Source organism: Paenibacillus sp. JCM 18996, from assembly GCF_055392555.1.
In genome coordinates this window covers 948136-968288 of sequence record NZ_AP043884.1, presented here as the reverse complement: position 1 = coordinate 968288, position 20153 = coordinate 948136, and the positions used below count along the sequence as shown (strand labels likewise).

Genomic DNA, 20153 nt, shown 5'->3' with positions numbered 1-20153 from the left:
CGGTAAGTACCCCCTTAATTCTGATTCTCGAATAAAGATTTAGCGAACGAGATATCTTCTTTAATCAAACGGTCTACGCCATGCTCATTATGGTATTCGGCGGTTAAGCAAATCACACCTTGATATCCGCGCTTTTGCAGATAAGCGGCCGTTCTCGGCCACGAGGCGAGTCCTTGGCGGCCTGAGGTGAAATAAGGTTTCCACTCCGCAACCTCGGCCTCCGGTCCGTTCTGTCTGCGGTAGAACGCATTCTTGAAGTTAACCATACACAAATGCTCCCAAACGATATCTAGGCCATGCTCCGGCTGCTGTCCGGCGAGCGCATCGTGTGCTGCATCCCAGATCGCCCCTACAGTCTTCTGATCGAAGCCCTGCAGAAGATGTCTGAGACCCATGGAGTCCACGACATAATTGCCGTAATGCTGCTGGACTCCGACCTGAACACCGTATTTCTCGCATAGCGGAACGATCGATTCCAACTGCTCGCGGGCTTTGCGCTCCGATGCAAGATAGCCCCCGTCCTCGTGCTTGATCGCAGGCATGACGCGGATCATCGGAATTTCGGCTTCGGCACATGCGGCAAAGACATGTTCATCGGTTGAGCTTGCCACGTTATATATCTTTAAGCCGTGATCGGCAAACTGCTGTACGAGACGGGGCAGCTGAGCGGCCTGGGAAGGCTCGAGCTGAAAGCCTTCACGGAGAGGAAACTCGACGCCGTCAAACCCCATTCCTTTTACAAATGAGCACAACTCCCACACGGATAACGTTTTCCAAGGCTTCGTAAATAACGAAAACTTGGTTGACATGAATGCACATCCTCTCCATGAAATGGTTTATTGTAAGCGTTTCCATTTATTTACTTCTATCTTAGTTTGCATTTTATTTTATGTCAATATTTAAATTAAGATGCATCAAAACATTTCTTTTTCATTCTTCCTTCGCCATTTTTAAAAAATAAACAACCCTTTTGAAATCGGTGTCTAGTTTATTGGACCCGACTATTGTGCCTATTCTCGTAATAGTCAGGATTATTTCCCAGCTTGTGCAGCACCGGTTCGGTAATTTCGTTTAACCGACGCAGAACGTCCGCACTAAGCTCAATTTGGGCGGATTGCGCGTTCAGCATTAGCTGCTCGGCATTGCGGGAACCGACAATGGTTGAAGTGATCCCTTCATTCGCTATAGCCCAAGCCAGGGACAGTACGCCCATATGAAGGTTTAATTCATCCGCCAGCTGCCTGATTTGAACTAAGGCCTCCATGATTTCCGGTTCAGCCCCCTCTTCGCCATGCCGGGTCCCCTGTCCTCTGGAATGATGAAAATGCCGGGACCTCGCCTGCATTGGCTTAATTTCCTCCAGGGCTTGGTATTTACCGGATAAAAGCCCCTGCTGCAGCGGCATGTAGCCGATCACACCGATACCCGCGTTCCGGCAGTAAGGCAAGACTTCCTCTTCGATAGCTCTGGACAGCAGATTATAGGCCAGCTCGTTTGTCGCGATCGGGGCTCCGGTGTGCAGCACCTCGCCGAGCTGGTTGACACCGTGATTGCTGACTCCAATGTGACGGATTTTGCCCTCCTGCTTCAACCGCTGTAGCCCCTCGAATACGTCTGCTAGACTTGGCGGATTAGCGATTAGCTCGTGGTCCGATGTAAAATGCTTCACCGCCAGCGGATTTACCGGCCAGTGCAGCATATAGACATCGATATAATCGGTTTGGAGACGCTTCAGACTGCCTTCGCAGTGCTTGCGCACCAGATCCGCCCGCACGTTTGCCGTACTGATCTTGCTTCCGATTATCGCCTCATGTCTGCACCCTTTCAGTGCAAGTCCGAGCGAGCGCTCGCTCTCCCCGTCGTTATATACCTCTGCCGTATCAAAATAATTGATCCCCAAATCTAAAGCTTGGTGTACGACCTGGTCAACATCCCGTTGATCCTGATTTCCCCAATAAGAGCCGCCGCCATATTGCCAGCAACCCATTCCGAGCACGCTCAGCTCGAGGCCCGACGACCCCATTTTCCTTCGTTTCATAGCCGCAGCTCCCCTCTGTCCATCTTTATTATTCGCGGACGACTCCCTTTTTCAAAATCAGATTCCCCTTAAAAGAAACGTCGCTTGTAGCGATAATTGCATAGGCCCTTCGTGCCCGTTCGTAGAACGCAAACCTTTCCACCAGTTCGAAATCAATAAAATCGGGCTTTACAAACCGGATCAGCTCCAAGTAGGTCCCCCATACCGGCGGTGCCGGATCCGCAGGAAGCAGCGACATCACCGCTGCCGGCCTTTCCACTGCATAGTCCAGCGGAAACAAGGGGATCATCGCTTGAAGCAGTGGGGGAATGTTGTGGCCGTCATACCGCAGCAGTCTGTGAGCGTTCGCAGCGGCCGGAAAGTTGCCGTCTGCAAGCACAATTTCGTCCCCATGGCCCATCTCCATCATGATTTTTACCAAGTCGGGCGAAAGGATTGCCGGAATTCCTATTAACATTTCTGTGGCCTCAAATCGGACTGTTAAAAGGTACGAATTTTCTTAATTTTCTAAAATGTTTACAGGGAGATTTTAACACCAGAATAACCTTCTGTAAATATTTAAATTATCTTTGTTCTCTTTGTGTTGTTACCCGACTTTTATATGTTATAATTGGAATAATCTTCGACGACAGGGTGCATTCGATGAATCAAATCGATATTAAAGATCAAAAAGGCAGTAAGCTGGCCATTTTGCAAACGCTTCGCGTCCACGGCAGCATGTCGAGGATCGAGTTGACCCGTGTGACCGGCTTAAGCCGGGCCACGATTTCCATCTCCATTGCGGAGCTGATTGAGAACAATCTGGTTTATGAAACCGATAACCGGCTATTGACCAAAGGTCGTCCGGCCACTACCGTTGAGCTGGCCCCGGGCTCTTGTATTATCATCGGGGCGGATTTGGATAACAAAGTTTGGACACTGGGGGCTTTCGACCTCATGGGCAATGTGGTGAAGTCTGTAAAAATTCCGGTCAGCTCGTTTGAGCCCGAGGCTACGTTTCGGACTTTAGCCTCTCAAATCACTCAGTTCGTGGATGGTCTGGAACCGAAGCCCGTACCTTTGCTTGGACTTGGTGTGCCGGGTTTGGTCGATGCAGGACATGGGATCATCCGAAGCGCGGCAGATCTGGATTGGCACAACGTGCAGGTCGCGGAGCTGATTCACAGGGAGATCGGCTGGCAAACCGTTGTTGTCAACCGGCACCGTGCCCGAGGCTTAACTGAATGCCGGTACGGCGCCGGGCAGCAGTATCACAATATGATATATATCGGTGTGGGAATGGGGATTGCGGCGGGGGTTTATATCGATCGTCAGTTGCTGTCCGGCTCGCTGGGGGGAGCCGGCGAAATCGGACATACGACGATCGAACCGGATGGCCCTTTATGCCCTTGCGGCAATCAAGGCTGTCTGCAGACACTATCGGCCGGACCTGCTATGGAGCAGCATTACCGCAAGCTGGTCCGTTCTTCTGATCTTCCGGTATATTCCGATCAAATTATCGATCTACAGACGGTTAAGATGCACGACGTTTGCGCAGCTGCTGAGCAAGGAGACATGCTCGCCGCTCAGGTAGTCAAAACCGCTGCTTCTTATCTGGGGATCTCAATGGCTAATTTACTTAACACATTTAATCCTGAAGCCTTCATCCTCGGGGGCACAGTACCAAGCGCGAGTCTGATTTTTGTGGAAACGGCCACGAAAGTCATGCACCAGCGGGCGATGCGGCCATTAGCTTCCGAAACCGTGGTCAGGACATCCATTTTTAAGGACATCGGCGGTGCTTTGGGTGCAGCCAACTTTGCCTTCGACAAGAACATCTCGATATCTTTTTTCACTTAGTTAGATATGACAAAAGAACCTCGCACTAAGAGGTTCTTTTGTTCATTAGACGTTTATTTCTGCCCAACAATGTCCTTTATCGCTTGCTCTAGTTTTTCGCAGCACTTTTGGTATGCCGAATTTCTGGAACGACGTGAACTTTCCGGACTGACATTTTCCGATCGGCTAAGGATACATGTTCATGTCCATTTCGGCTATGGATACAAGTTCTTGTCCTGCGCTTGTGACAAGAACTTGTATCCATAAAACAAAAAAACCGCGTGCTACGCGGTGCTTAATCAATATATGTTCTTGTCCTCCGACACTTTTGTACAATAATAATGTTCAGCGGCGATCTCTTTGCGTTATCGTCTCCATTAGTTGAGGCAGTTCATACCACGGTTAATCGAGATCGTGAGTGTAAACATCCCAAAATAGACGCCAATATCCTTGATCATCCTTGGCCAGATGGATTGTTTTCTTCAATCCTCCGCTTAGCTCAATATTCACAACAGCTACATCTTTCATAAGTCCTTGCGTACTGTAAAATTTATATTCGTCTAAGTGGGCTTCCTCCGTCGCTGTTGCCAGCTTAGGTGGTGTTTGCATCGAATTGAACTTTTCTTTCGCATGGTTGCCCGTAAGCTCCTCCACCTTGGCTACTGAAGGATGGATCAGATTCCAAGCTGCCTTATAATCGCCTTTTGACGCGAGAAAATAGTACTGCTGTACAACGTCAATCGGATTGTTGTTGTAATAATCCAAATAAAACATGCAAATGTTGACCATGCCCTCTTTGTGATGAATATCGGCTGGAGAATAGATCGAAACCCGGTATAGACCATTGACCGACTTCTCCCCTTTATCGGAGCCTAAGTTTATTTCCGTTGAAAAGGTCCCATCCTCGTTAAGGTTCACATAATGCTTTGTGCTGTCAACGATCCCTCCGCTCGGATTTTTCCAGCCTACATTGATCTCCAATTTGTCGCCAACTCGGTTCTGTACCTTACCTGAAATACGATACTTGGTTTCAGTCACCTTCTCATATCCTTGCTTCGGATTATCCAAAGTTACGCTGCTGAATTTAATCATGCCGTCTCCAGGCGGCTGATTTACCTCTAATGTCCAATTCTCTGCCGGACTTAACGCAGCCGTCGACGGATCATATTTCGTTTCTTTCAAAGGAGTCCTATATAACATATCCAGCTTCGTGTTCAAATTTTTGATGAAGGTTACGGCTTCCGCTCTTGTCAAAGAATCCTGCATTTGATAACCGTCAATGCTTTTATCCGTTTTTCCTTCGGATATATTCGTATCGAGAAGGAACTGAATTGAATCTTGGAAGTTATAATTTCTTCCGCTTGCATTGGTGATCAACTTCGCAATATACATGCGTGTTTTCGTTATATCAGATGTAGTAGGACTCATAAGTGCTCCATACCAGCCCATGCCGCCGGCATAATTGATATAAGGCGCTCCCCAATCCGTCCATTGATTTCCTTCCGTAGTAAATTCCGTCGGCTTGTAGGTGCGAATCAGCATGGCAAGAAATTCTTTTTGTCCAACCGGCTGGTCCGGCTTGAACGTCCCGTCTGGATAACCGTCGACGGTCTGATTGTCGGAAGCCCATTCAATCGCAGAACGAGCCCAATGATCCTGAGCGACGTCTTTAAAACACAGACTCTGCGCGGATGACGCTGAGATATTTAGATTGCTGAACAGACAGGCGGATAATAGTGCTGTTGACATAAATCTTTTGTAATTTCTCAATATCTCTCACTCCTACCGGTAATGTATGTTTCAAGTGAGTAATAAGATATTTGTTTAGCGTCATTTGTAGTTTGTTAGTTTTAGTAGGCATCAAGTTGCCGGAGAGCAACTGTAATTCAGCTATCGTATCCACTAATATTGTCTTAAGTAACCCTCACACATCACTCTCGTCTATTCATGATAATGCCCCAAGTCTCCCAAACATTTTTACCCCATTTCATCAGCATCGCTTTTCGCTTCATCTATTCTTCTGAGAGAACATTTGCAACCCACAAAACATATGGCATTGATGGAAGATCAAAGGCTTTCCATTGAAATTTACCTTTGATATTAATTACTCTGCTTTTTAAAACTTCTTTTCCACAATAAATTCCGTTAAGACAGTAAGAAAAATAAAATTATACTAGATGTGGTCATCACACCTTTTTTATTGCTGTATAAGGAATTTCTAAATCTCGTTTTAATGCTGCCAAGCTGGTTATACCTGTTAAGGTAATAATCAGCTTTTCTTCTTGCAAATCAACTTTTCTACTCATTCTAAGTACCTCCTTGGCATACCAAAAATTTAAGAACATTCTCGAAAAAATAGAATAATTCCGATTCTGACCATTTTAGGAACTTTTCGTGGAGCGGATCATGTGAAGCGAAATTGGGAGCTGTACGCACAATACGATTGGACAGGTCGCTCCATCACTTGCCATCGAACGCAAATCATGGAGTTTTTTGGCTTTCGAGAGGATACCGTCCACTGCGAATTTTTGAAAAAAGAACCTTCAATCCTAAGATAGATCAAAGGTTCTATGTTCTACACATCCAAAGAATTAACTATAGACCGGTTCTTTTTGGCTTAGACCAAGCGTCTGCGCTGTTGAAGTGTGAATTTCTTGAAGAAGCTCCGGGTTTTCCGCGAGTGATACACCATAAGAAGGAATCATTTCTTTTATTTTCGGTTGCCACTCTTTCATATGTTGAGGGAAGCATCTTTCTATTACTTCAAGCATGACGTGAACGGCAGTAGAAGCACCCGGAGAAGCACCTAGCAATGCAGCTATCGAGCCATCAGAAGCACTAACAACTTCCGTACCAAATTGCAGTGTTCCTTTACCGCCGGTCTCAGTGTCTTTAATAACTTGCACACGTTGCCCCGCTGCCACTATATCCCAATCCTCGATTTTGGCCTTTGGGATAAACTCTCGCAATTCTTCCATGCGCTTTTCATTCGATAACATAACTTGCTGGATCAGGTATTTTGTCAACGCTATCTCTTTTATCCCTGCCGCCAACATAGTGAAGACATTACTCGGTTTTACGGAACCTATCAAATCAAAATTTGAACCTGTTTTTAAAAACTTTGGTGAGAATCCGGCAAACGGTCCAAACAGTAATGATTTTTTGTTATCGATATATCTTGTATCAAGGTGCGGCACAGACATTGGAGGAGCACCTACCTTAGCTTTACCGTATACTTTTGCGTGATGCTGCGCTACAACCTCCGGATTGTTACATACCAAAAATAGTCCGCTTACCGGGAATCCACCAATATGCTTTGACTCGGCAATACCGGTTTTTTGTAGTAAAGGCAGGCTACCGCCTCCACCGCCGATAAAGACGAATTTTGCCGTATGGTATTCTATTTTACCGCTGTCGATATTTTGTACTTTCACTTCCCACGAGCCGTCGCTGGTACGTTTGATATCCTTAACACTATGCTTGTAGTTTATATCGACGTTTTTACTCTGTAAGTGATCAAACAACATGCGTGTTAAAGCGCCGAAGTTGACATCCGTTCCAGTGTCAATTTTTGTTGCCGCTATTGGTTCATTCGATGTACGGCCTTCCATTATGAGCGGAATCCATTCCATCAGTTTATCGGGGTCATCAGAAAATTCCATCCCTTTAAACAGGGGGTTGTTTGACAAAGCTTCAAAACGTTTTTTCAAAAACGTTACATTTTTTTCCCCTAGTACTAAACTCATATGTGGTATTGGCATGATAAAGTCCTGCGGATTACTTACCAGCTTGCTGTTTACAAGATAAGACCAAAACTGTCTTGAAAGCTGAAACTGTTCATTAATTTTTATCGCTTTGCTAATATCTATTGATCCGTCAGATTTTTCGGATGTATAGTTAAGCTCACACAGTGCAGCATGCCCTGTTCCCGCATTATTCCATTCGTTAGAGCTTTCTTCTCCTGCGTTTGCGAGCTTTTCAAACACTTTGATTTCCCATTGCGGTGCTAACTCTTTCAATAATGATCCCAAAGTCGCGCTCATGGCTCCGGCACCAATTAAGATAACGTCTGTTATAGTCTCTCTGTTGCTCATTTTTACCATCCTTATACCCTAAAGTTTGCAGAAAAGACGGTAGGCGCGACCTAGTCACACACCTTTTCTGTCTCAATTAACCATCATAGTGTATTATACTTATTTATAGATTAAAAAATCTACTATTCTCTGATAATTATAAACTATTTAAAGGTGGTAAAAAAGTTATAAATCCGTACACAAGTTTGAATAATTGCTCTAAATACCAATTCATCCCTGCTATTAAACTAGTGTATCCGCTTTATTTGCCCTGATTAACCATTATCCCAGAAAGCAAAAAGCCGCAAATTACGCGACTTTTAATGGGATAATGTTCTTGTCACCTTACTTTTTACAGTTCCCAATAGGGTTCAGGCAGAGTATTTTTTGTAATACTTCCCCATTTTTCCCGTCGATCCCTGGAAGTCGTGTTTTGTTCCAATCCACCATGAAACCATTTCATCTAATGAAGCCCTACTAAAATGCACCTCCCATGTTTTTAGCATCTACGGCTGCCATTTGAAAGGCATCAATCTGTTCTACCACCCTATGCGTCGGAAGGTAACAAAGCTCGGATGAAGGATAGGCTTCCTTCTACCTGGTCCTCAAGCAAACCGTGCAATATTAAAGCGCCATCAAATTTAACGTCTGAAAGCAGCTGCAAATAATGCCTATAATCAACTATGCCTTGACCGGCAGCTGCAAACTCAGATTCTCTGTCAATAATAATATCTTTGGCATGTGCAATTACTATATGTTCTCCCAGCAGATCAAAACTCTCGCTCAGCACGTCATTTAACGGTTTTTTTTGCCCGGGATTATACAGATTAGCCGCATCCATCACAATTTTCACGTTCGATGAGCTTATTTCATTCAGCAGTTTTTTTGCTGTTTTTGCATCGTATACGACATTGGCTAATTCAGGCTCGATTCCAAGATCAACCTTATATTCTTCGGCGACCGCAACCGCAGCAGCCATCGTATTCATCAAGTCATACCAGGCTTCGCCACTGCGGTTATCGGGATGCCGCCGCCACATGTTTTCGGTATTCCTGGTACCTGTACAAAGCGTAATAACCGATGTACCAAGGCTATTGCTCGCTTGTGCCAGCACTCGGAGTCGTTCAATCCCTTGCCTACGATTTTTTTCATCCGGATGCGCCATATTAAACGTACCGGAAACGGCGCACATTTCAATGTTCCGCATCCGGCAAGCTTTTCCGATCGAGCTTGCAAGCTCAGAATCAATCTCATCCGGCATCGATGGCAGTCCTGCGCAGGACATATTAAATTGAATCGAACACAGGCCATGTTCTTTGATTGCGTCCAGCACTTCTTCAACAGTGTTCCGACCAAAAGTTTTCGCGAAAATTCCTAATTCCATTACACAGATCCAGAAACGTCGGATAGTTTTACTTTCCCGCCGATTTCCGCTGACCTTGCTATCGCCACCATAGCCCTCATATTCTGTACGCCATCAAAGACTGTAGCCCCCAACATAGGTGCTCCGTTCAGAATCGTGTCGGCGAAGCCTGCTAGCTGCAGTTTATAGAAATGTGCGTCCGCGCCAAGTGGTTTACGGTACAGTCCATCCTTCACAGAAAAGACCTCCACATCACTCGACTTAAATATCCATGGATTGTAGGTTTTAGCGATTACGCTCCCATGCTCCCCATAGACCTGAAAACCCTCATGCCAATCCATGCGTACAGCTACCGTAAGATCAAGCTGACCTACTGTGCCATTCACATATTCGATTGTACAAAGCCAATTGTGTGCACCGAACTTTTCGGTATGCCAGGCATATACACTTTCGATTTCTCCACCCAAGTATCTGGCCGTATCAACAAGATGACTGCCATGGGTCATCATGAAATAACGCTGTCTATCAAGTTTGGGGTTGCCTTCAGGTTTTTTGGCTGCTTCGCTGGTAACCATAATAGGCATCACATTCTCAGTCATTACGTACCGGTACGTTGAATCGCAGTACCAGGCTTTCAGCGCAAGCATCTCGCCCATTTCTTCTTGAATAAATTTTCGCGCATACTCGATGCCGGGATCGAAACGCTTCATGTTGCCCACCTGAACAATCAAGTTCGCACTGCGGACGATTTCTTCCAATTCCTCGCACTCCTCTATGGTTACACCAAGCGGCTTTTCCACGAGTACATGCTTGCCGGCCAAAAGCGCTTTTTTGGCCATTGGAACATGAAACTGATCTGCAATACCAATCACGACAGCTTCCACTTCCGGGTCTGCCAGCATCGTATCGTAATCGTAATATGCAGCCTTTGGATTGTATTTGCTATTCATTTTTTCCACCAAATCATGAGCTACATCACAAATGGCATACAGCTCCACATTGCCTGCTCTAGTGCAAGCTTCTAAATGAGCTGCTTGGGAAATGACTCCGCATCCCAGTACTCCAACTTTTAACTTACTTTGTTCCGACCTCATTCTTTTCACCCTTCAATAGTTAGTAGAGTGGTTGAACTACATAAACATACCCAGACCAATGACAAGAGAACGCCAATCATTGCTCATTGCCACACATCTAAGTATTCGTGAGGACTGTTACGCTTTCCTGCCCATTGGTACACGATGTGACCAGTTCTTACTGTTGAAACTCAATTATTTCAGCTTGAAACCGTTCATGATCCCATCCCAGGCCTGGCTTGATCCCCTCCAATCGTCTCCCGGCGGTACCATGACAGAGCAAATTCCATCTAAGCCCCAGTCCTCGTGCATTGCTTCTTTCGAGCCGTCCAAATGTTCATTCACGATCAACAGCCGAAAATCACCTGTGATTATCGTCTTTAAAGCTGCTTGCAGCTCTTGCGCTTCGTTCATCGAAGTTTGCGTTCTGACAAACAGCACAGGTGACCTCTTTACTGTTATAAAAAAACGTTTTACTCTGCGGTTGAGCTTTTCTTTGAACTCGGGATAAGGCTCCCACCATCGGTCTGCCGTTTGGCTCAAAGGAAAATCGTGAAAAGAAATAATATCATTGACACTATCCCAAACGACAAAAGAATCCAGCGTTTTGTCAAAAAGCTGGAGTTGTTTGAATTCCATAAAACCGTTAAAGCGGTTTCGAATCAATTGGGTTAAATGGGGTACTGATTCAGACACAAACCAATCCAGCGGGCCTGCAGACTGCCGCAAACCAAGCCTTTGCAGCTGGTGAGCTGTTTGGCACGTTGACCCCAGGCTAATGTACGCCTTATAGCTGCCAATGCAATCATTCCATTTCACGAGCATCCCCCGTTGCTGAGATTTCATTTGATGCCAATATATGTACTTATGTCATGATATGGTTGGACTCATATCGTTGAAACTTTTGTGTAAATCCAACTGTGTTTATGTTACTATTTTGGAAGATACTTCCTTATCAAATCGGCAGTAAAGAAAGAACGACCGCCAATGAGGCAAACGCCAGACGCCGAACGTTCCTTCAACCAATTGCAAACGCCCTGCCTGGTGATCGATGCTGCCAAAATGAAAGCCAACATAGCCCTCATGGCCCAAGCTGTGGCAGAGCTGGGAGTCAACCTCAGACCTCATGCCAAAACTCACAAAATCCCCGAATTTGCACGGAATCAAATCGCTGATGGGGCATCGGGCATCACCGTGGCCAAAATCTCGGAAGCCGAAGTTATGGCTGTACATGGAATTGACGACATTCTTACCGTCGGAGTCGACAGCGAAACCGGGGCCCAAAGGCTGGAGGAACTGGCGTTCAGATTTAACCGGACATTGAGAGTGCGATTGGAAGTGGATATCGGACTCAAACGCACGGGAGTTGATTATGGAGAGCACGGAATGATCCGCATCGACAATAGAGATACCTTAAAAATCGGTGACCTTATCCATGTTATACCAAATCATATTTGCAGCACCTTGAATCTCCACAACCGGGTGTATCTGTTGGAAAATGGATCTTATCGGGAAATTGAAGTTGCCGCTCGAGGCATGCTGGAATGACAGTACGTTCTGGGAAAAAGGAGACGATGAGCCGTACCGTGCAGCTTTTAAACTCGGTAAGCGCGGGTTAATTGCTGAGGATTATGCCACAGACCTAATTTCGGAGCTTCATGCTTTGATTCTGAGCCTTCCAAGACAGCGCGTTCCTCTTGCAACCGGGCTTCGAGGCCCTCCGTCTCATCGCTGCCCCTATACCTCTACACCATTCCTGCGAAGGAATGCTGCCGCAACGCCAAATCCGGGTTGTTTACTTTTGGTTTAAGTTCCGTCATAATTACCCTCCTATTCCAAGCCTGAATAAAATTCGTCAACCGGAAACATGTTATTTATTAAATGGAAAGTTCGGACAGCCACGATTTTTTTTAAACATTCTTTTAGAGGAGGCATCAGACAAAATTATGGAATGGTACGAGAGATTAAACGATTATTTTCCGGAACATGAAATGAAAAACCCGCAGCAGCTAAAAGAATTGATTGAAGAAAACGAAGTGTATCACAAAGAGGAAACAGACAACTATATTTTACTATATGCCGAATTTCAAACATTCATTTTTATCGATTATTTACTTGTTACATCCAACTCAAGAGGAAAAGGGATTGGTACTAAAGTACTCGACAAATTAAAGGAGAAAGACAAGTTAATCCTATTAGAGGCAGAACCCCGATCCTCGGATAATCCTGATTCACATAAAAGACTTGCATTTTATTCTAAAAACGGTTTTAAAAAAGCGGAACTTATTGAATACACCCGTGTAGATAAAGAAAACAATCCGTATAAAATGCATATTCTGTACTGGTCACCGTCCGGAATGCCGCAATCTATAGTGCTGGAAAATATGGAAAAGATCTGTGAAGATATTCATAATTTCAAGGCAAAAAAGTATTATGGCAAACTTGTCGCAGACCCTGACAAGGCGCTCGAATGGAGACAGTAACTGAACTGAGTTACAATATTTGGATGAGCCACAGCGACTTAAAGGTAGTTTTTCTTGGTGTGGAAAGTTTCATTTCACGTTAATCCTTTAGAACTTAAACTCCCTCTGTAACAATAAAAAGAGACACTCCCAGAGTGCCTCCCTTCCTTCATTCGGATCCTCTTTAGTTGCTGATAAACCTTTGGCCGCCTATTCTTGTCAGGATGGCTTCTTCTCGCGAACCGAACCTTTCCAGTGCAGACTGATTCACACGGGTTCCTCCCGGAGCAAACTGGGATAAATACAGGAAATCCGGATAAATCACAAGATCCGTCAAATAGGCCGGTGTATGGCTTCCCGGTTTTCTGTGCCTGTTGAGCTTGGCTATCATTCCCTGCGCGGACTGAATCCCGATCCCGTGGCCGTAGTACAAATCTTTGCCCATTTTGACCACGTTCTCGCCCTGCCATTCGGGGGTCTCCGGATTGACATCGGGATTCTTGAAATATAAAATATCGCCGGAATAAGCGCCAGCACTCCCCTGTTCCTGAATGAGCCGCAGATCATCATCATAGTGCCAGTCGTACAGAAGCAAATCGGCGAAGAGCCGGTTAAATTCATGCTCCTCTATGGAATCCAATACAGCTTTATAGAGAACAATGACTATCGCCGTTGAACATTCAAAGGCGTATTTATACCCGTTCACAAAAATATCCCTGATCCCCTCAGCTGCAGTCACCGCCAGCTTAAGTGAGAAGCCTCCGTCACTTTTCAAATGCCAGAACCTGGCGTTGCACCGGGATTTGGCAAAAGTCGTAAACTTGGCCCCGCTCCGGTTTAACGCCGCGGCGGCCTCTACCAGCTTCACCCGAAGCAGCATTTCAAATTGCAAATGTGAAACCGATTGGTATTGGTATGCAACCGGACTTTTCCGTTTCTGCTCATATATGCTCTTCGCAAGCTGCGGCCATGTGGAAACTGCAACGGGCTGATCATCACCGGCAATCAAAATCATAGTACCCTGTCCTTTACGCCAAATTGTCAGTCTACGGCATAATATGAGGTTAGGGCTTGTTGGGTGTTGCAAGGATAGAATAAACGGGTTTTATCAGAAAGCGGGAGCAAACCTGGGATTTGACCGGGTTAAGTGAATCTAAATAAGTGCAGTCACAACAACCGGTCCGATCAGTCCAGAAGGCAGCGCATCGTGGTCAATGGAGTTGGCAAGACTGTTTGTAACTGCGATGACGAGTTCATTTCTCCCTGTCTTTAAATAAGCTCCGATATCAAGGGTATAAGGCTGCCACATTCGCACTCCGGCTTTTTGACCGTTCACCCATACTTCTGCGATTTCATGCACTTCTCCCAAATCAAGCAAAATGCGGGCATGCTGCTTCACTTGGTCGACTTCAAATGTAGTGTGGTACTGAACGGTTCCCGATTTAAACTCAAATTCCTTCCGTGAAGACCAAGAGCCGAGTCGTTGCGGCATAACTGGGAATTCAGGAGGCGCCTTCACACGCCACCCATCGGTGAGGGACCGAATACTTCGCACTGTCGGGGCGGCTTGATTGATTCGGGGTGACAGGTCCTCGGCAGTATTGATACGGTAAATTATGCTCTGCCTTCTCTCCAGACACAGTGAAATATGCATGCCTCGCTCGTCCGTTGATTGCACTTCGGCGTTAAGTATTTCTCCCTCCCAAGCATCCCATTTTTCAGCGCGGCCCGTCTCACAAAGAGTGATTGTTCCTTCATAGCGCTGCTCACCTTCGTTAACCAGTACAAAAAAATGGCTTCCTCCCTTCACTACATGGCTCACACGGATATGGACGGAAGCCGGTTGCAAGGTTATGTCTTGAGGCAGATGTCTGTTGAGTATCGGAATGAGTCCGTTCACATCCGAAATCTCATATGTAAATTGCAGATGGTCATCCAGTCCTTCAGAATGAAGGCTGATTACGATCCCGCCGGCTGCTCTGAACTTGGACAGGGCTTGCACGGTTTGTTCTTCCAACTGGTTCCCGTCTTCGACCAACAGTATAGTATAAATATTCTCAGCGATTCTTACGGTTCCACCTTCAAAAATGCAGGATGAGATCAGAAGGCGTTCTTCCAAATAGTTGAATTCTCTCTGATTCTCATACAAAGGCTTAACGATTCGCCAAGGCAGCCAGTCCTCTCTGCACAAAACTCCAATGGAGGTGACATTTCGGTTGTCTGTCATGAGCCAGCTCATTCTTTTCACATATTCGGCAAAAAGGTTGTAATGAGGCCACCATATGTTGTTAGGACCAACATCGGGCGGACGTTCGTTCACTCGGCGCGATCCGTCAATGGAATAATAGAAGGCATGAGGGCTCAGCAAATTGACACCTCGCACAAACAGCCAGTCCATATACCACTTGATATCCCCGGCGCTTAAATTCCAACCTCCGCCTTTGCCGCAAACACCAAATACCTCATTTAAATTTCTACGTCTTTTTCTATGCCGTGCTGAATCAGAAGAGCATTTGGCCGCTGTGCTGTGTTGTCCTTCCAATGCTTTTCCATCTTCCGGCGCTACCCATCGCCAGACCACATCCTGCCCGGGAATGTGAAAAAGTTCCAACAGCCCAATGTCTTCACTTCCCGCCGGGTGGCCTGTCAATGCAATGCCATGGAGCTCGCACCATTCACTAAGCGGCTTATAGTAGGAGGAGATCAAGCGTTTTTGCACAGCTTTACGATAAGTTCTGCGTATTCTGGAGAAGTCCTCACCTTCAAGCCACAGCAGCGGCAAATCCGACTCTTTGCTGCCTTCCTCGATATATGCCTCAAGGAAAGCTGAAGTCCATGGTTGCAGACCTTTCCTATGTCCGCGGCCCAGGATATCCGGCTCGTCGGTAAACATAGCGGTGATGGTATTTCCGAAGTACTTGCCTACCCATTCATAATATCGCTCATACGTTATCTGAATAAATTTACGAGTAGCCATCGGGTTCAACAAATCCGCAGACGCCGGGGCATCCGGTTCTCCGTCGTCTTCTCCGAAATGAATCCCTCTGATCGTTCCGCCGGAGTAAGCTTCAATAAATAAAAGAACAGACCAATCCTCTACATCAGCACACTCAAAATAGATCTCATTATCCTTCGCTTCCAGAATAACGGTGGCTTTCGTATCTATGGTACGGTCGGCTAGCTTTTTTACGGCCTGAGCCGAAACGAGGACATCGTCTGATTCCAGGATCGCAGACAGAGCGATCCTTTCCCCGCTTCCGAACTCGGCCATCTTCAATCCCCGGCTTGCATATTCGGGATTTCCTTCCACCACAAGCCCTTTAGCCGACCCTGAAGGGTACATCGCTTCATCGTAAAGAATGACGGTCATGCCCCGTTCGGAAGCTTCTTTCACCGCTGCTTCAACGAGAGACATGTACTCATCTGACAAATAAGCAATGCTCCTGGGGATCCCCAATCTTGGATGAATCACGAAGCCTTTGACCCCTTTTTGCTCAAAATCCCGGATTTGCCTTAACAGCTCTTCCTTGGTCAAAGCATCGTTCCAGAACCAAAAAGGAATTGGAGTGAACTCATCCGAGGGGGTCAGAAATTGTTGTTCCAATGTTCTTGCCGTCATATTTGCATCCATTGTCTCATTCGCCCAACTTTTGAATAGATGTGCTCAAGTCCATCTGCCTCCCTGGATTAGTTTACACTCATGGATTCCGTATCTCCGCCGCGACTCGGCAACAGGAACAGCCATTGGCCGCTGTCCATGATCATAATCGCGCCGCGTCCCGGCTCCACCGGCGAACGCAGCTTCAAAACGGGCACCCGTTCATACCAAGCGACCGATGCGGCAACGTCCGTCACCGGAACGTAAGCGCATTCAATGCGCTTTAACAATGCTTTCTTTTCCATGCAAAACGCCTCCTCATATTAGTTGTACAAATAGCAACTCAGTGCTTGTTATTCTGGTTGTTTGATTTTACGCTCTCGCTCACGCCTCGATCGGCAGCAACACCTGCTCAGGCTCGATGTTCGTATTTTGTTCTTATTCGACGCAATCTAATATTTTCCTGCTAACTTCCGGTCAAACATATAGTTTTATCACTTCCGATAATTTGATCGATATCCGAACACAAGCTCTTGCCCGGCTTGAGCAAATACGGAAAATGAAAGAGGAACAGAGACTCACCATTCAAGAACAATCGTGGCTTACCAGCCGCTGTCATGTTTAAGAGCTTCTTTATATGGTTAAGAAAACAAAATAACACATATGAAAACCAAAAAGGAGTGTTGAAATTGACAGCGGAAAACAGAGAACTGAACGATAATAAAGCGGCAAACATTCACGGGGCCAAGGGCAGCGGGGTCATAGAGCAATCCGAGAGGGGCAAGACAGCGGCCGCAAAAGAAGCGCAGATCGCAGCGGAAGTTGATCTGCACCATATACTAACTACTTATGGCGAACCTGTGACCGATCCCGAGAACCAGGAAGAAACGAAAAAAGAAAAATGAGCCAAAAGTTCATTTCCTTATAAAAAGCTGCCCTTGACACATTTAGGGGCAGCTTTTAACCGTTTTTCCTATTATTCCAGATTGCCTTCAGTGGTTGTTTCCGACTGCTGGCCAGCGGCGCCGGCTTCACTGTTTAATTTGGATGCCAGCTGCTTTACTTGCTGCTGCTCCTGCTCGCCTTCCGCGTTAGCCAGGGCCGCATTCAGTCCGTGAGAAACGACATTCTGCTCTTTGCCTGCCATTATGGTTCACCCCCCTCATTATGCACTACAAAGTATCTCTCCAAATCCAACTCATTATTACAACAATTCCTTTAACGATGGATGCCGCAGCTGAATAAATCAAATTCCATAAGTATAAAATAACCTTCAACTGGAGGTGTAACCATTGAGTGGACAAGGCAGCCTTGATCAAGAAGAACAGCAGGACAACCGTATTTTCAACAACAGACCGCCTGGTATTGCAGAGGATTTTGACATCATCGATGAAGAAGATAAGCTGGACCAAGTTTTTATGCCCGATCAAACAGATGACAAGAATAACACCGTCAATAAGGACAAAAGCCGCTGAACGCGGGATCTTGCCACGTCCTTGCGTAAAGTGAGCCGTTTACCTGATGGCAGGGCGGCTCGTTTTTTTCTGTTAATGCATTGCTCATCCCCGCTCCCCTCTGGGCAAAATATGGTTTGCCATTTACGTCTTCATGCGAGAAAAAGGAGAATCATGGATAACGCAAAAAGAAATGAGCATGAAAAAGCGCGGCTGCAGTGGTGGCAGCTGTCTTTGCTCGGGGTAGCCTGCACGATCGGCACCGGATATTTTCTTGGATCCAGCATCGCGATCAAAATCGGGGGGCCTTCCGTTCTGATCGCCTTTTTGCTGGCGGCTCTCGGAACGTATACCGTATTTGACGCCTTGGCAAGAATGACGTCAGCTGAGCCGCTCGAGGGGTCTTTCCGCTCTTACGCCAAAAAAGCCTATGGCCAATGGGCGGGGTTCAGCAGCGGCTGGGTATATTGGTGCTCTGAATTATTAATTATGGGCAGTCAATTGACGGCGCTCTCTATCTTTTCGCGTTTTTGGCTGCCGAATGTGCCTTTGTGGATTTTTGCGGCGTCATACGGGATTTTAGGGATTGCAGTGATTTTAACAGGAACGGCAGGTTTCGAACGTCTGGAGAACTTATTCGCCGTGATCAAAATAGCGGCCATTCTCATGTTTCTTATCATTGCGGCGGCGGCGCTTTTAGGACTTATCGACGGACAGTCGGCGAGTTCGCCGAGTTTTCCGCGAACGATCGAGACCTTTTTGCCTAATGGGGTGATGGGGCTTTGGTCTTCCCTGATCTATGCGTTCTACGCGTTTGGCGGCATAGAAATTATGGGCCTCATGGCGATGCGCCTGCGTAAGCCGCAGGATGCGCCGAAATCGGGCAAAATCATGCTCTCCCTTCTCGCGTTTATCTATGTGCTTTCGCTCATTTTGGCCATCACGATGGTCTCATGGACGTCTTTCCACTCCAAAAAGAGCCCTTTTGTCGTGGCACTGGACAGCTACCCGCTGCCATTTGTACCGCATGTGTTCAACGCCGTCCTGATTATTGCGGGATTCTCGACGATGGTCGCTTCCTTGTTCGCGGTAACGGGCATGCTGGTCACCTTGGCTGAAGATCATGACGCCCCTTCCCTCTTCACCAAAAAGCGAAAAGGTAAAACGCCGCTCACCGCTTTGGGTCTTACCACCGGAGGGCTGATAGTCTCCGTTCTTTTGTCGCTTATGATGCCGGGCCACATCTATGAATATTTTACAACTGCGGCCGGGCTGATGCTCCTGTACAACTGGCTGTTTATCCTGATCACGTCGGGCCGGTTGCTGGAGCTCTCGTTTTTGGGGCAGTTGAAACGCTATACCGGCGTCGTTCTTTTGCTGCTCGCGGTGAGCGGAACCGTTTTTCACGCAACGAGCCGCCCCGGATTTTTCATCAGCCTGTTGTTTATCGTCATCATTGCTTTGGTCACCCTCTTGATGCGCTTTGTATGGAAAAAACGCAGCGGGGCCGGAAACGGGGGCGAACTAAAGAAACAGCGCTTTGAACGCTTCCACTCCGAAGTAGAGACCGAACCCGATCAGAGACAACCCCGAAAGTACGGAGATAAATCCAAGGATTCGGCCGGTTAGCAAGTTCCGGAAGCTGCTCGCTATACAAGCCATCGTCACATCCCATAACAAGATCCCCAGTATGATGGCGAAGCTGTATAAAACCAGCTCATGCTGATGGTAAGTAGCTGCGGTCTCCGCCAGCACGGAACCGTAGATGCCAAGCCAAAAAAGAACGGTCAAAGGGCTGGACAGCGACATGAGAAAACCGGAAAGAAACGATTTGGCTGGAGACTCGTCGCTTTTATGACGTGTGGCCTGAATTTTTCCCGCTCCCCGCAAACTCTCCAGCCCCGTGTAAATTAATATGAAGCACCCGAACAGCCAAAGAAACGTTTTCATAAAAGGGGAATTAAGGAAGTGGATAACGCCCATATACACTAAAAACATATACAACGCATCCGCGGTCATCGCTCCGACGCCTACCAGCCAAGCTTGCAAAAAGCCGTTTTTGATGCCCCTGTCCAATTGGGCGGCATTGATCGGCCCTATCGGCGCTGACAACGATAATCCCAAGAAAAGATAGCTGATAAATATGCTCATTGCATATCCCCCTGGTCGTTTATGTTTGCATCAGGCTCGTACATATTTATGCACAGCCCGAAGAAACTATGACACCGCCAGGCAGGCCCATCTTCTTGTCCTGCAATGAATGCATGCCTTGCA

At 46.6% G+C, this 20153-nt stretch carries 20 protein-coding genes; 6 read left to right on the top strand and 14 right to left on the bottom strand.

What is annotated here, in order from left to right; genetic code table 11:
* Positions 1 to 14: 14 nt before the first annotated feature.
* The 3 genes from ACZ5N7_RS04720 to ACZ5N7_RS04710 form a co-directional block, all read right to left on the bottom strand.
* On the bottom strand, positions 15 to 809 hold the full coding sequence (locus ACZ5N7_RS04720) for a sugar phosphate isomerase/epimerase family protein (RefSeq protein ID WP_464657868.1): 795 nt from the start codon (positions 807 to 809) through the stop codon (positions 15 to 17).
* 179 nt (positions 810 to 988) lie between these two features.
* Complete coding sequence (locus tag ACZ5N7_RS04715; RefSeq protein WP_464657866.1) at positions 989 to 2038, bottom strand: aldo/keto reductase; 1050 nt, start codon at positions 2036 to 2038, stop codon at positions 989 to 991.
* A 28-nt stretch (positions 2039 to 2066) separates the two neighbouring features.
* The gene (locus ACZ5N7_RS04710) at positions 2067 to 2495 is read right to left on the bottom strand and encodes an RbsD/FucU family protein (protein WP_464657864.1); all 429 of its coding nucleotides are present in this window, start codon (positions 2493 to 2495) and stop codon (positions 2067 to 2069) included.
* A gap of 185 nt (positions 2496 to 2680) precedes the next feature.
* On the opposite strand from ACZ5N7_RS04710, the gene ACZ5N7_RS04705 reads away from it, so the two are divergent.
* A complete protein-coding gene (locus tag ACZ5N7_RS04705) occupies positions 2681 to 3877 on the top strand; it encodes an ROK family transcriptional regulator (RefSeq protein WP_464657862.1) in 1197 nt (398 codons plus the stop codon).
* Between the two features lie 381 nt (positions 3878 to 4258).
* Here the strand turns inward: ACZ5N7_RS04705 and ACZ5N7_RS04700 are convergent, their stop codons facing one another.
* From ACZ5N7_RS04700 to ACZ5N7_RS04675, 6 genes are all read right to left on the bottom strand, one after another.
* On the bottom strand, positions 4259 to 5626 hold the full coding sequence (locus ACZ5N7_RS04700) for an S-layer homology domain-containing protein (RefSeq protein ID WP_464657861.1): 1368 nt from the start codon (positions 5624 to 5626) through the stop codon (positions 4259 to 4261).
* Between the two features lie 821 nt (positions 5627 to 6447).
* Positions 6448 to 7950 (bottom strand): malate:quinone oxidoreductase, encoded by a 1503-nt coding sequence (locus ACZ5N7_RS04695; protein ID WP_464657859.1) that lies wholly within the window; start codon positions 7948 to 7950, stop codon positions 6448 to 6450.
* Positions 7951 to 8300: 350 nt separating this feature from the next.
* Positions 8301 to 8387 carry an aminoglycoside 6-adenylyltransferase gene (locus ACZ5N7_RS04690; RefSeq protein ID WP_464659145.1) on the bottom strand — a complete coding sequence of 29 codons (87 nt, stop codon included), beginning with the start codon at positions 8385 to 8387 and terminating at the stop codon, positions 8301 to 8303.
* Between the two features lie 89 nt (positions 8388 to 8476).
* On the bottom strand, positions 8477 to 9313 hold the full coding sequence (locus ACZ5N7_RS04685) for a sugar phosphate isomerase/epimerase family protein (protein ID WP_464657857.1): 837 nt from the start codon (positions 9311 to 9313) through the stop codon (positions 8477 to 8479).
* Positions 9313 to 10386, bottom strand: coding sequence for a Gfo/Idh/MocA family protein (locus ACZ5N7_RS04680; RefSeq protein WP_464657855.1), 1074 nt, complete (start codon positions 10384 to 10386; stop codon positions 9313 to 9315). The genes ACZ5N7_RS04685 and ACZ5N7_RS04680 overlap by 1 nt, the downstream gene beginning before the upstream one ends.
* Before the next feature lie 174 nt (positions 10387 to 10560).
* Positions 10561 to 11184: a DUF1796 family putative cysteine peptidase gene (locus tag ACZ5N7_RS04675; RefSeq protein ID WP_464657853.1), complete on the bottom strand. Its 624-nt coding sequence runs from the start codon at positions 11182 to 11184 to the stop codon at positions 10561 to 10563.
* Positions 11185 to 11352: 168 nt separating this feature from the next.
* On the opposite strand from ACZ5N7_RS04675, the gene ACZ5N7_RS04670 reads away from it, so the two are divergent.
* Together ACZ5N7_RS04670 and ACZ5N7_RS04665 are read left to right on the top strand one after the other, a co-directional pair.
* Entirely contained in the window at positions 11353 to 11913 is a 561-nt protein-coding gene (locus ACZ5N7_RS04670) for an alanine racemase (RefSeq protein WP_464657851.1), read from the top strand.
* Positions 11914 to 12311: 398 nt separating this feature from the next.
* Positions 12312 to 12848 carry a GNAT family N-acetyltransferase gene (locus ACZ5N7_RS04665; RefSeq protein ID WP_464657849.1) on the top strand — a complete coding sequence of 179 codons (537 nt, stop codon included), beginning with the start codon at positions 12312 to 12314 and terminating at the stop codon, positions 12846 to 12848.
* Between the two features lie 163 nt (positions 12849 to 13011).
* On the opposite strand, the gene ACZ5N7_RS04660 is transcribed toward ACZ5N7_RS04665, so the two are convergent.
* The 3 genes from ACZ5N7_RS04660 to ACZ5N7_RS04650 form a co-directional block, all read right to left on the bottom strand.
* A complete protein-coding gene (locus ACZ5N7_RS04660; protein ID WP_464657847.1) occupies positions 13012 to 13842 on the bottom strand; it encodes a protein-glutamine gamma-glutamyltransferase in 831 nt (276 codons plus the stop codon).
* Positions 13843 to 13980: 138 nt separating this feature from the next.
* Entirely contained in the window at positions 13981 to 16458 is a 2478-nt protein-coding gene (locus tag ACZ5N7_RS04655) for a glycosylhydrolase-like jelly roll fold domain-containing protein (RefSeq protein WP_464657845.1), read from the bottom strand.
* A gap of 56 nt (positions 16459 to 16514) precedes the next feature.
* Positions 16515 to 16730, bottom strand: a complete 216-nt coding sequence (locus ACZ5N7_RS04650) for a VOC family protein (protein ID WP_464657843.1) — start codon at positions 16728 to 16730, stop codon at positions 16515 to 16517.
* 384 nt (positions 16731 to 17114) lie between these two features.
* On the opposite strand from ACZ5N7_RS04650, the gene ACZ5N7_RS04645 reads away from it, so the two are divergent.
* On the top strand, positions 17115 to 17330 hold the full coding sequence (locus tag ACZ5N7_RS04645) for a hypothetical protein (protein ID WP_464657841.1): 216 nt from the start codon (positions 17115 to 17117) through the stop codon (positions 17328 to 17330).
* Positions 17331 to 17401: 71 nt separating this feature from the next.
* Here the strand turns inward: ACZ5N7_RS04645 and ACZ5N7_RS04640 are convergent, their stop codons facing one another.
* Positions 17402 to 17572 carry a hypothetical protein gene (locus tag ACZ5N7_RS04640; RefSeq protein WP_464657839.1) on the bottom strand — a complete coding sequence of 57 codons (171 nt, stop codon included), beginning with the start codon at positions 17570 to 17572 and terminating at the stop codon, positions 17402 to 17404.
* A 145-nt stretch (positions 17573 to 17717) separates the two neighbouring features.
* Between ACZ5N7_RS04640 and ACZ5N7_RS04635 the strand changes: the two genes are divergently transcribed.
* Together ACZ5N7_RS04635 and ACZ5N7_RS04630 are read left to right on the top strand one after the other, a co-directional pair.
* Complete coding sequence (locus ACZ5N7_RS04635; protein WP_464657837.1) at positions 17718 to 17900, top strand: hypothetical protein; 183 nt, start codon at positions 17718 to 17720, stop codon at positions 17898 to 17900.
* A 153-nt stretch (positions 17901 to 18053) separates the two neighbouring features.
* Positions 18054 to 19508 carry an amino acid permease gene (locus ACZ5N7_RS04630; protein WP_464657835.1) on the top strand — a complete coding sequence of 485 codons (1455 nt, stop codon included), beginning with the start codon at positions 18054 to 18056 and terminating at the stop codon, positions 19506 to 19508.
* Here the strand turns inward: ACZ5N7_RS04630 and ACZ5N7_RS04625 are convergent.
* Positions 19404 to 20030: a LysE family transporter gene (locus tag ACZ5N7_RS04625; RefSeq protein WP_464657833.1), complete on the bottom strand. Its 627-nt coding sequence runs from the start codon at positions 20028 to 20030 to the stop codon at positions 19404 to 19406. The two genes, ACZ5N7_RS04630 and ACZ5N7_RS04625, sit on opposite strands and share 105 nt — an antisense overlap.
* Between the last annotated feature and the right edge of the window lie 123 nt (positions 20031 to 20153).

Coding starts and splice junctions, on each gene's coding strand:
- ACZ5N7_RS04670 (WP_464657851.1), top strand. CDS start 11,353: ATGAGGCAAACGCCAGACGCCGAACGTTCCTTCAACCAATTGCAAACG.
- ACZ5N7_RS04705 (WP_464657862.1), top strand. CDS start 2,681: ATGAATCAAATCGATATTAAAGATCAAAAAGGCAGTAAGCTGGCCATT.
- ACZ5N7_RS04625 (WP_464657833.1), bottom strand. CDS start 20,030: ATGAGCATATTTATCAGCTATCTTTTCTTGGGATTATCGTTGTCAGCG.
- ACZ5N7_RS04660 (WP_464657847.1), bottom strand. CDS start 13,842: ATGATTTTGATTGCCGGTGATGATCAGCCCGTTGCAGTTTCCACATGG.
- ACZ5N7_RS04640 (WP_464657839.1), bottom strand. CDS start 17,572: ATGGCAGGCAAAGAGCAGAATGTCGTTTCTCACGGACTGAATGCGGCC.
- ACZ5N7_RS04665 (WP_464657849.1), top strand. CDS start 12,312: ATGGAATGGTACGAGAGATTAAACGATTATTTTCCGGAACATGAAATG.
- ACZ5N7_RS04690 (WP_464659145.1), bottom strand. CDS start 8,387: ATGGTTTCATGGTGGATTGGAACAAAACACGACTTCCAGGGATCGACG.
- ACZ5N7_RS04695 (WP_464657859.1), bottom strand. CDS start 7,950: ATGAGCAACAGAGAGACTATAACAGACGTTATCTTAATTGGTGCCGGA.
- ACZ5N7_RS04720 (WP_464657868.1), bottom strand. CDS start 809: ATGTCAACCAAGTTTTCGTTATTTACGAAGCCTTGGAAAACGTTATCC.
- ACZ5N7_RS04680 (WP_464657855.1), bottom strand. CDS start 10,386: ATGAGGTCGGAACAAAGTAAGTTAAAAGTTGGAGTACTGGGATGCGGA.
- ACZ5N7_RS04650 (WP_464657843.1), bottom strand. CDS start 16,730: ATGGAAAAGAAAGCATTGTTAAAGCGCATTGAATGCGCTTACGTTCCG.
- ACZ5N7_RS04715 (WP_464657866.1), bottom strand. CDS start 2,038: ATGAAACGAAGGAAAATGGGGTCGTCGGGCCTCGAGCTGAGCGTGCTC.
- ACZ5N7_RS04710 (WP_464657864.1), bottom strand. CDS start 2,495: ATGTTAATAGGAATTCCGGCAATCCTTTCGCCCGACTTGGTAAAAATC.
- ACZ5N7_RS04685 (WP_464657857.1), bottom strand. CDS start 9,313: ATGGAATTAGGAATTTTCGCGAAAACTTTTGGTCGGAACACTGTTGAA.
- ACZ5N7_RS04630 (WP_464657835.1), top strand. CDS start 18,054: ATGGATAACGCAAAAAGAAATGAGCATGAAAAAGCGCGGCTGCAGTGG.
- ACZ5N7_RS04655 (WP_464657845.1), bottom strand. CDS start 16,458: ATGGATGCAAATATGACGGCAAGAACATTGGAACAACAATTTCTGACC.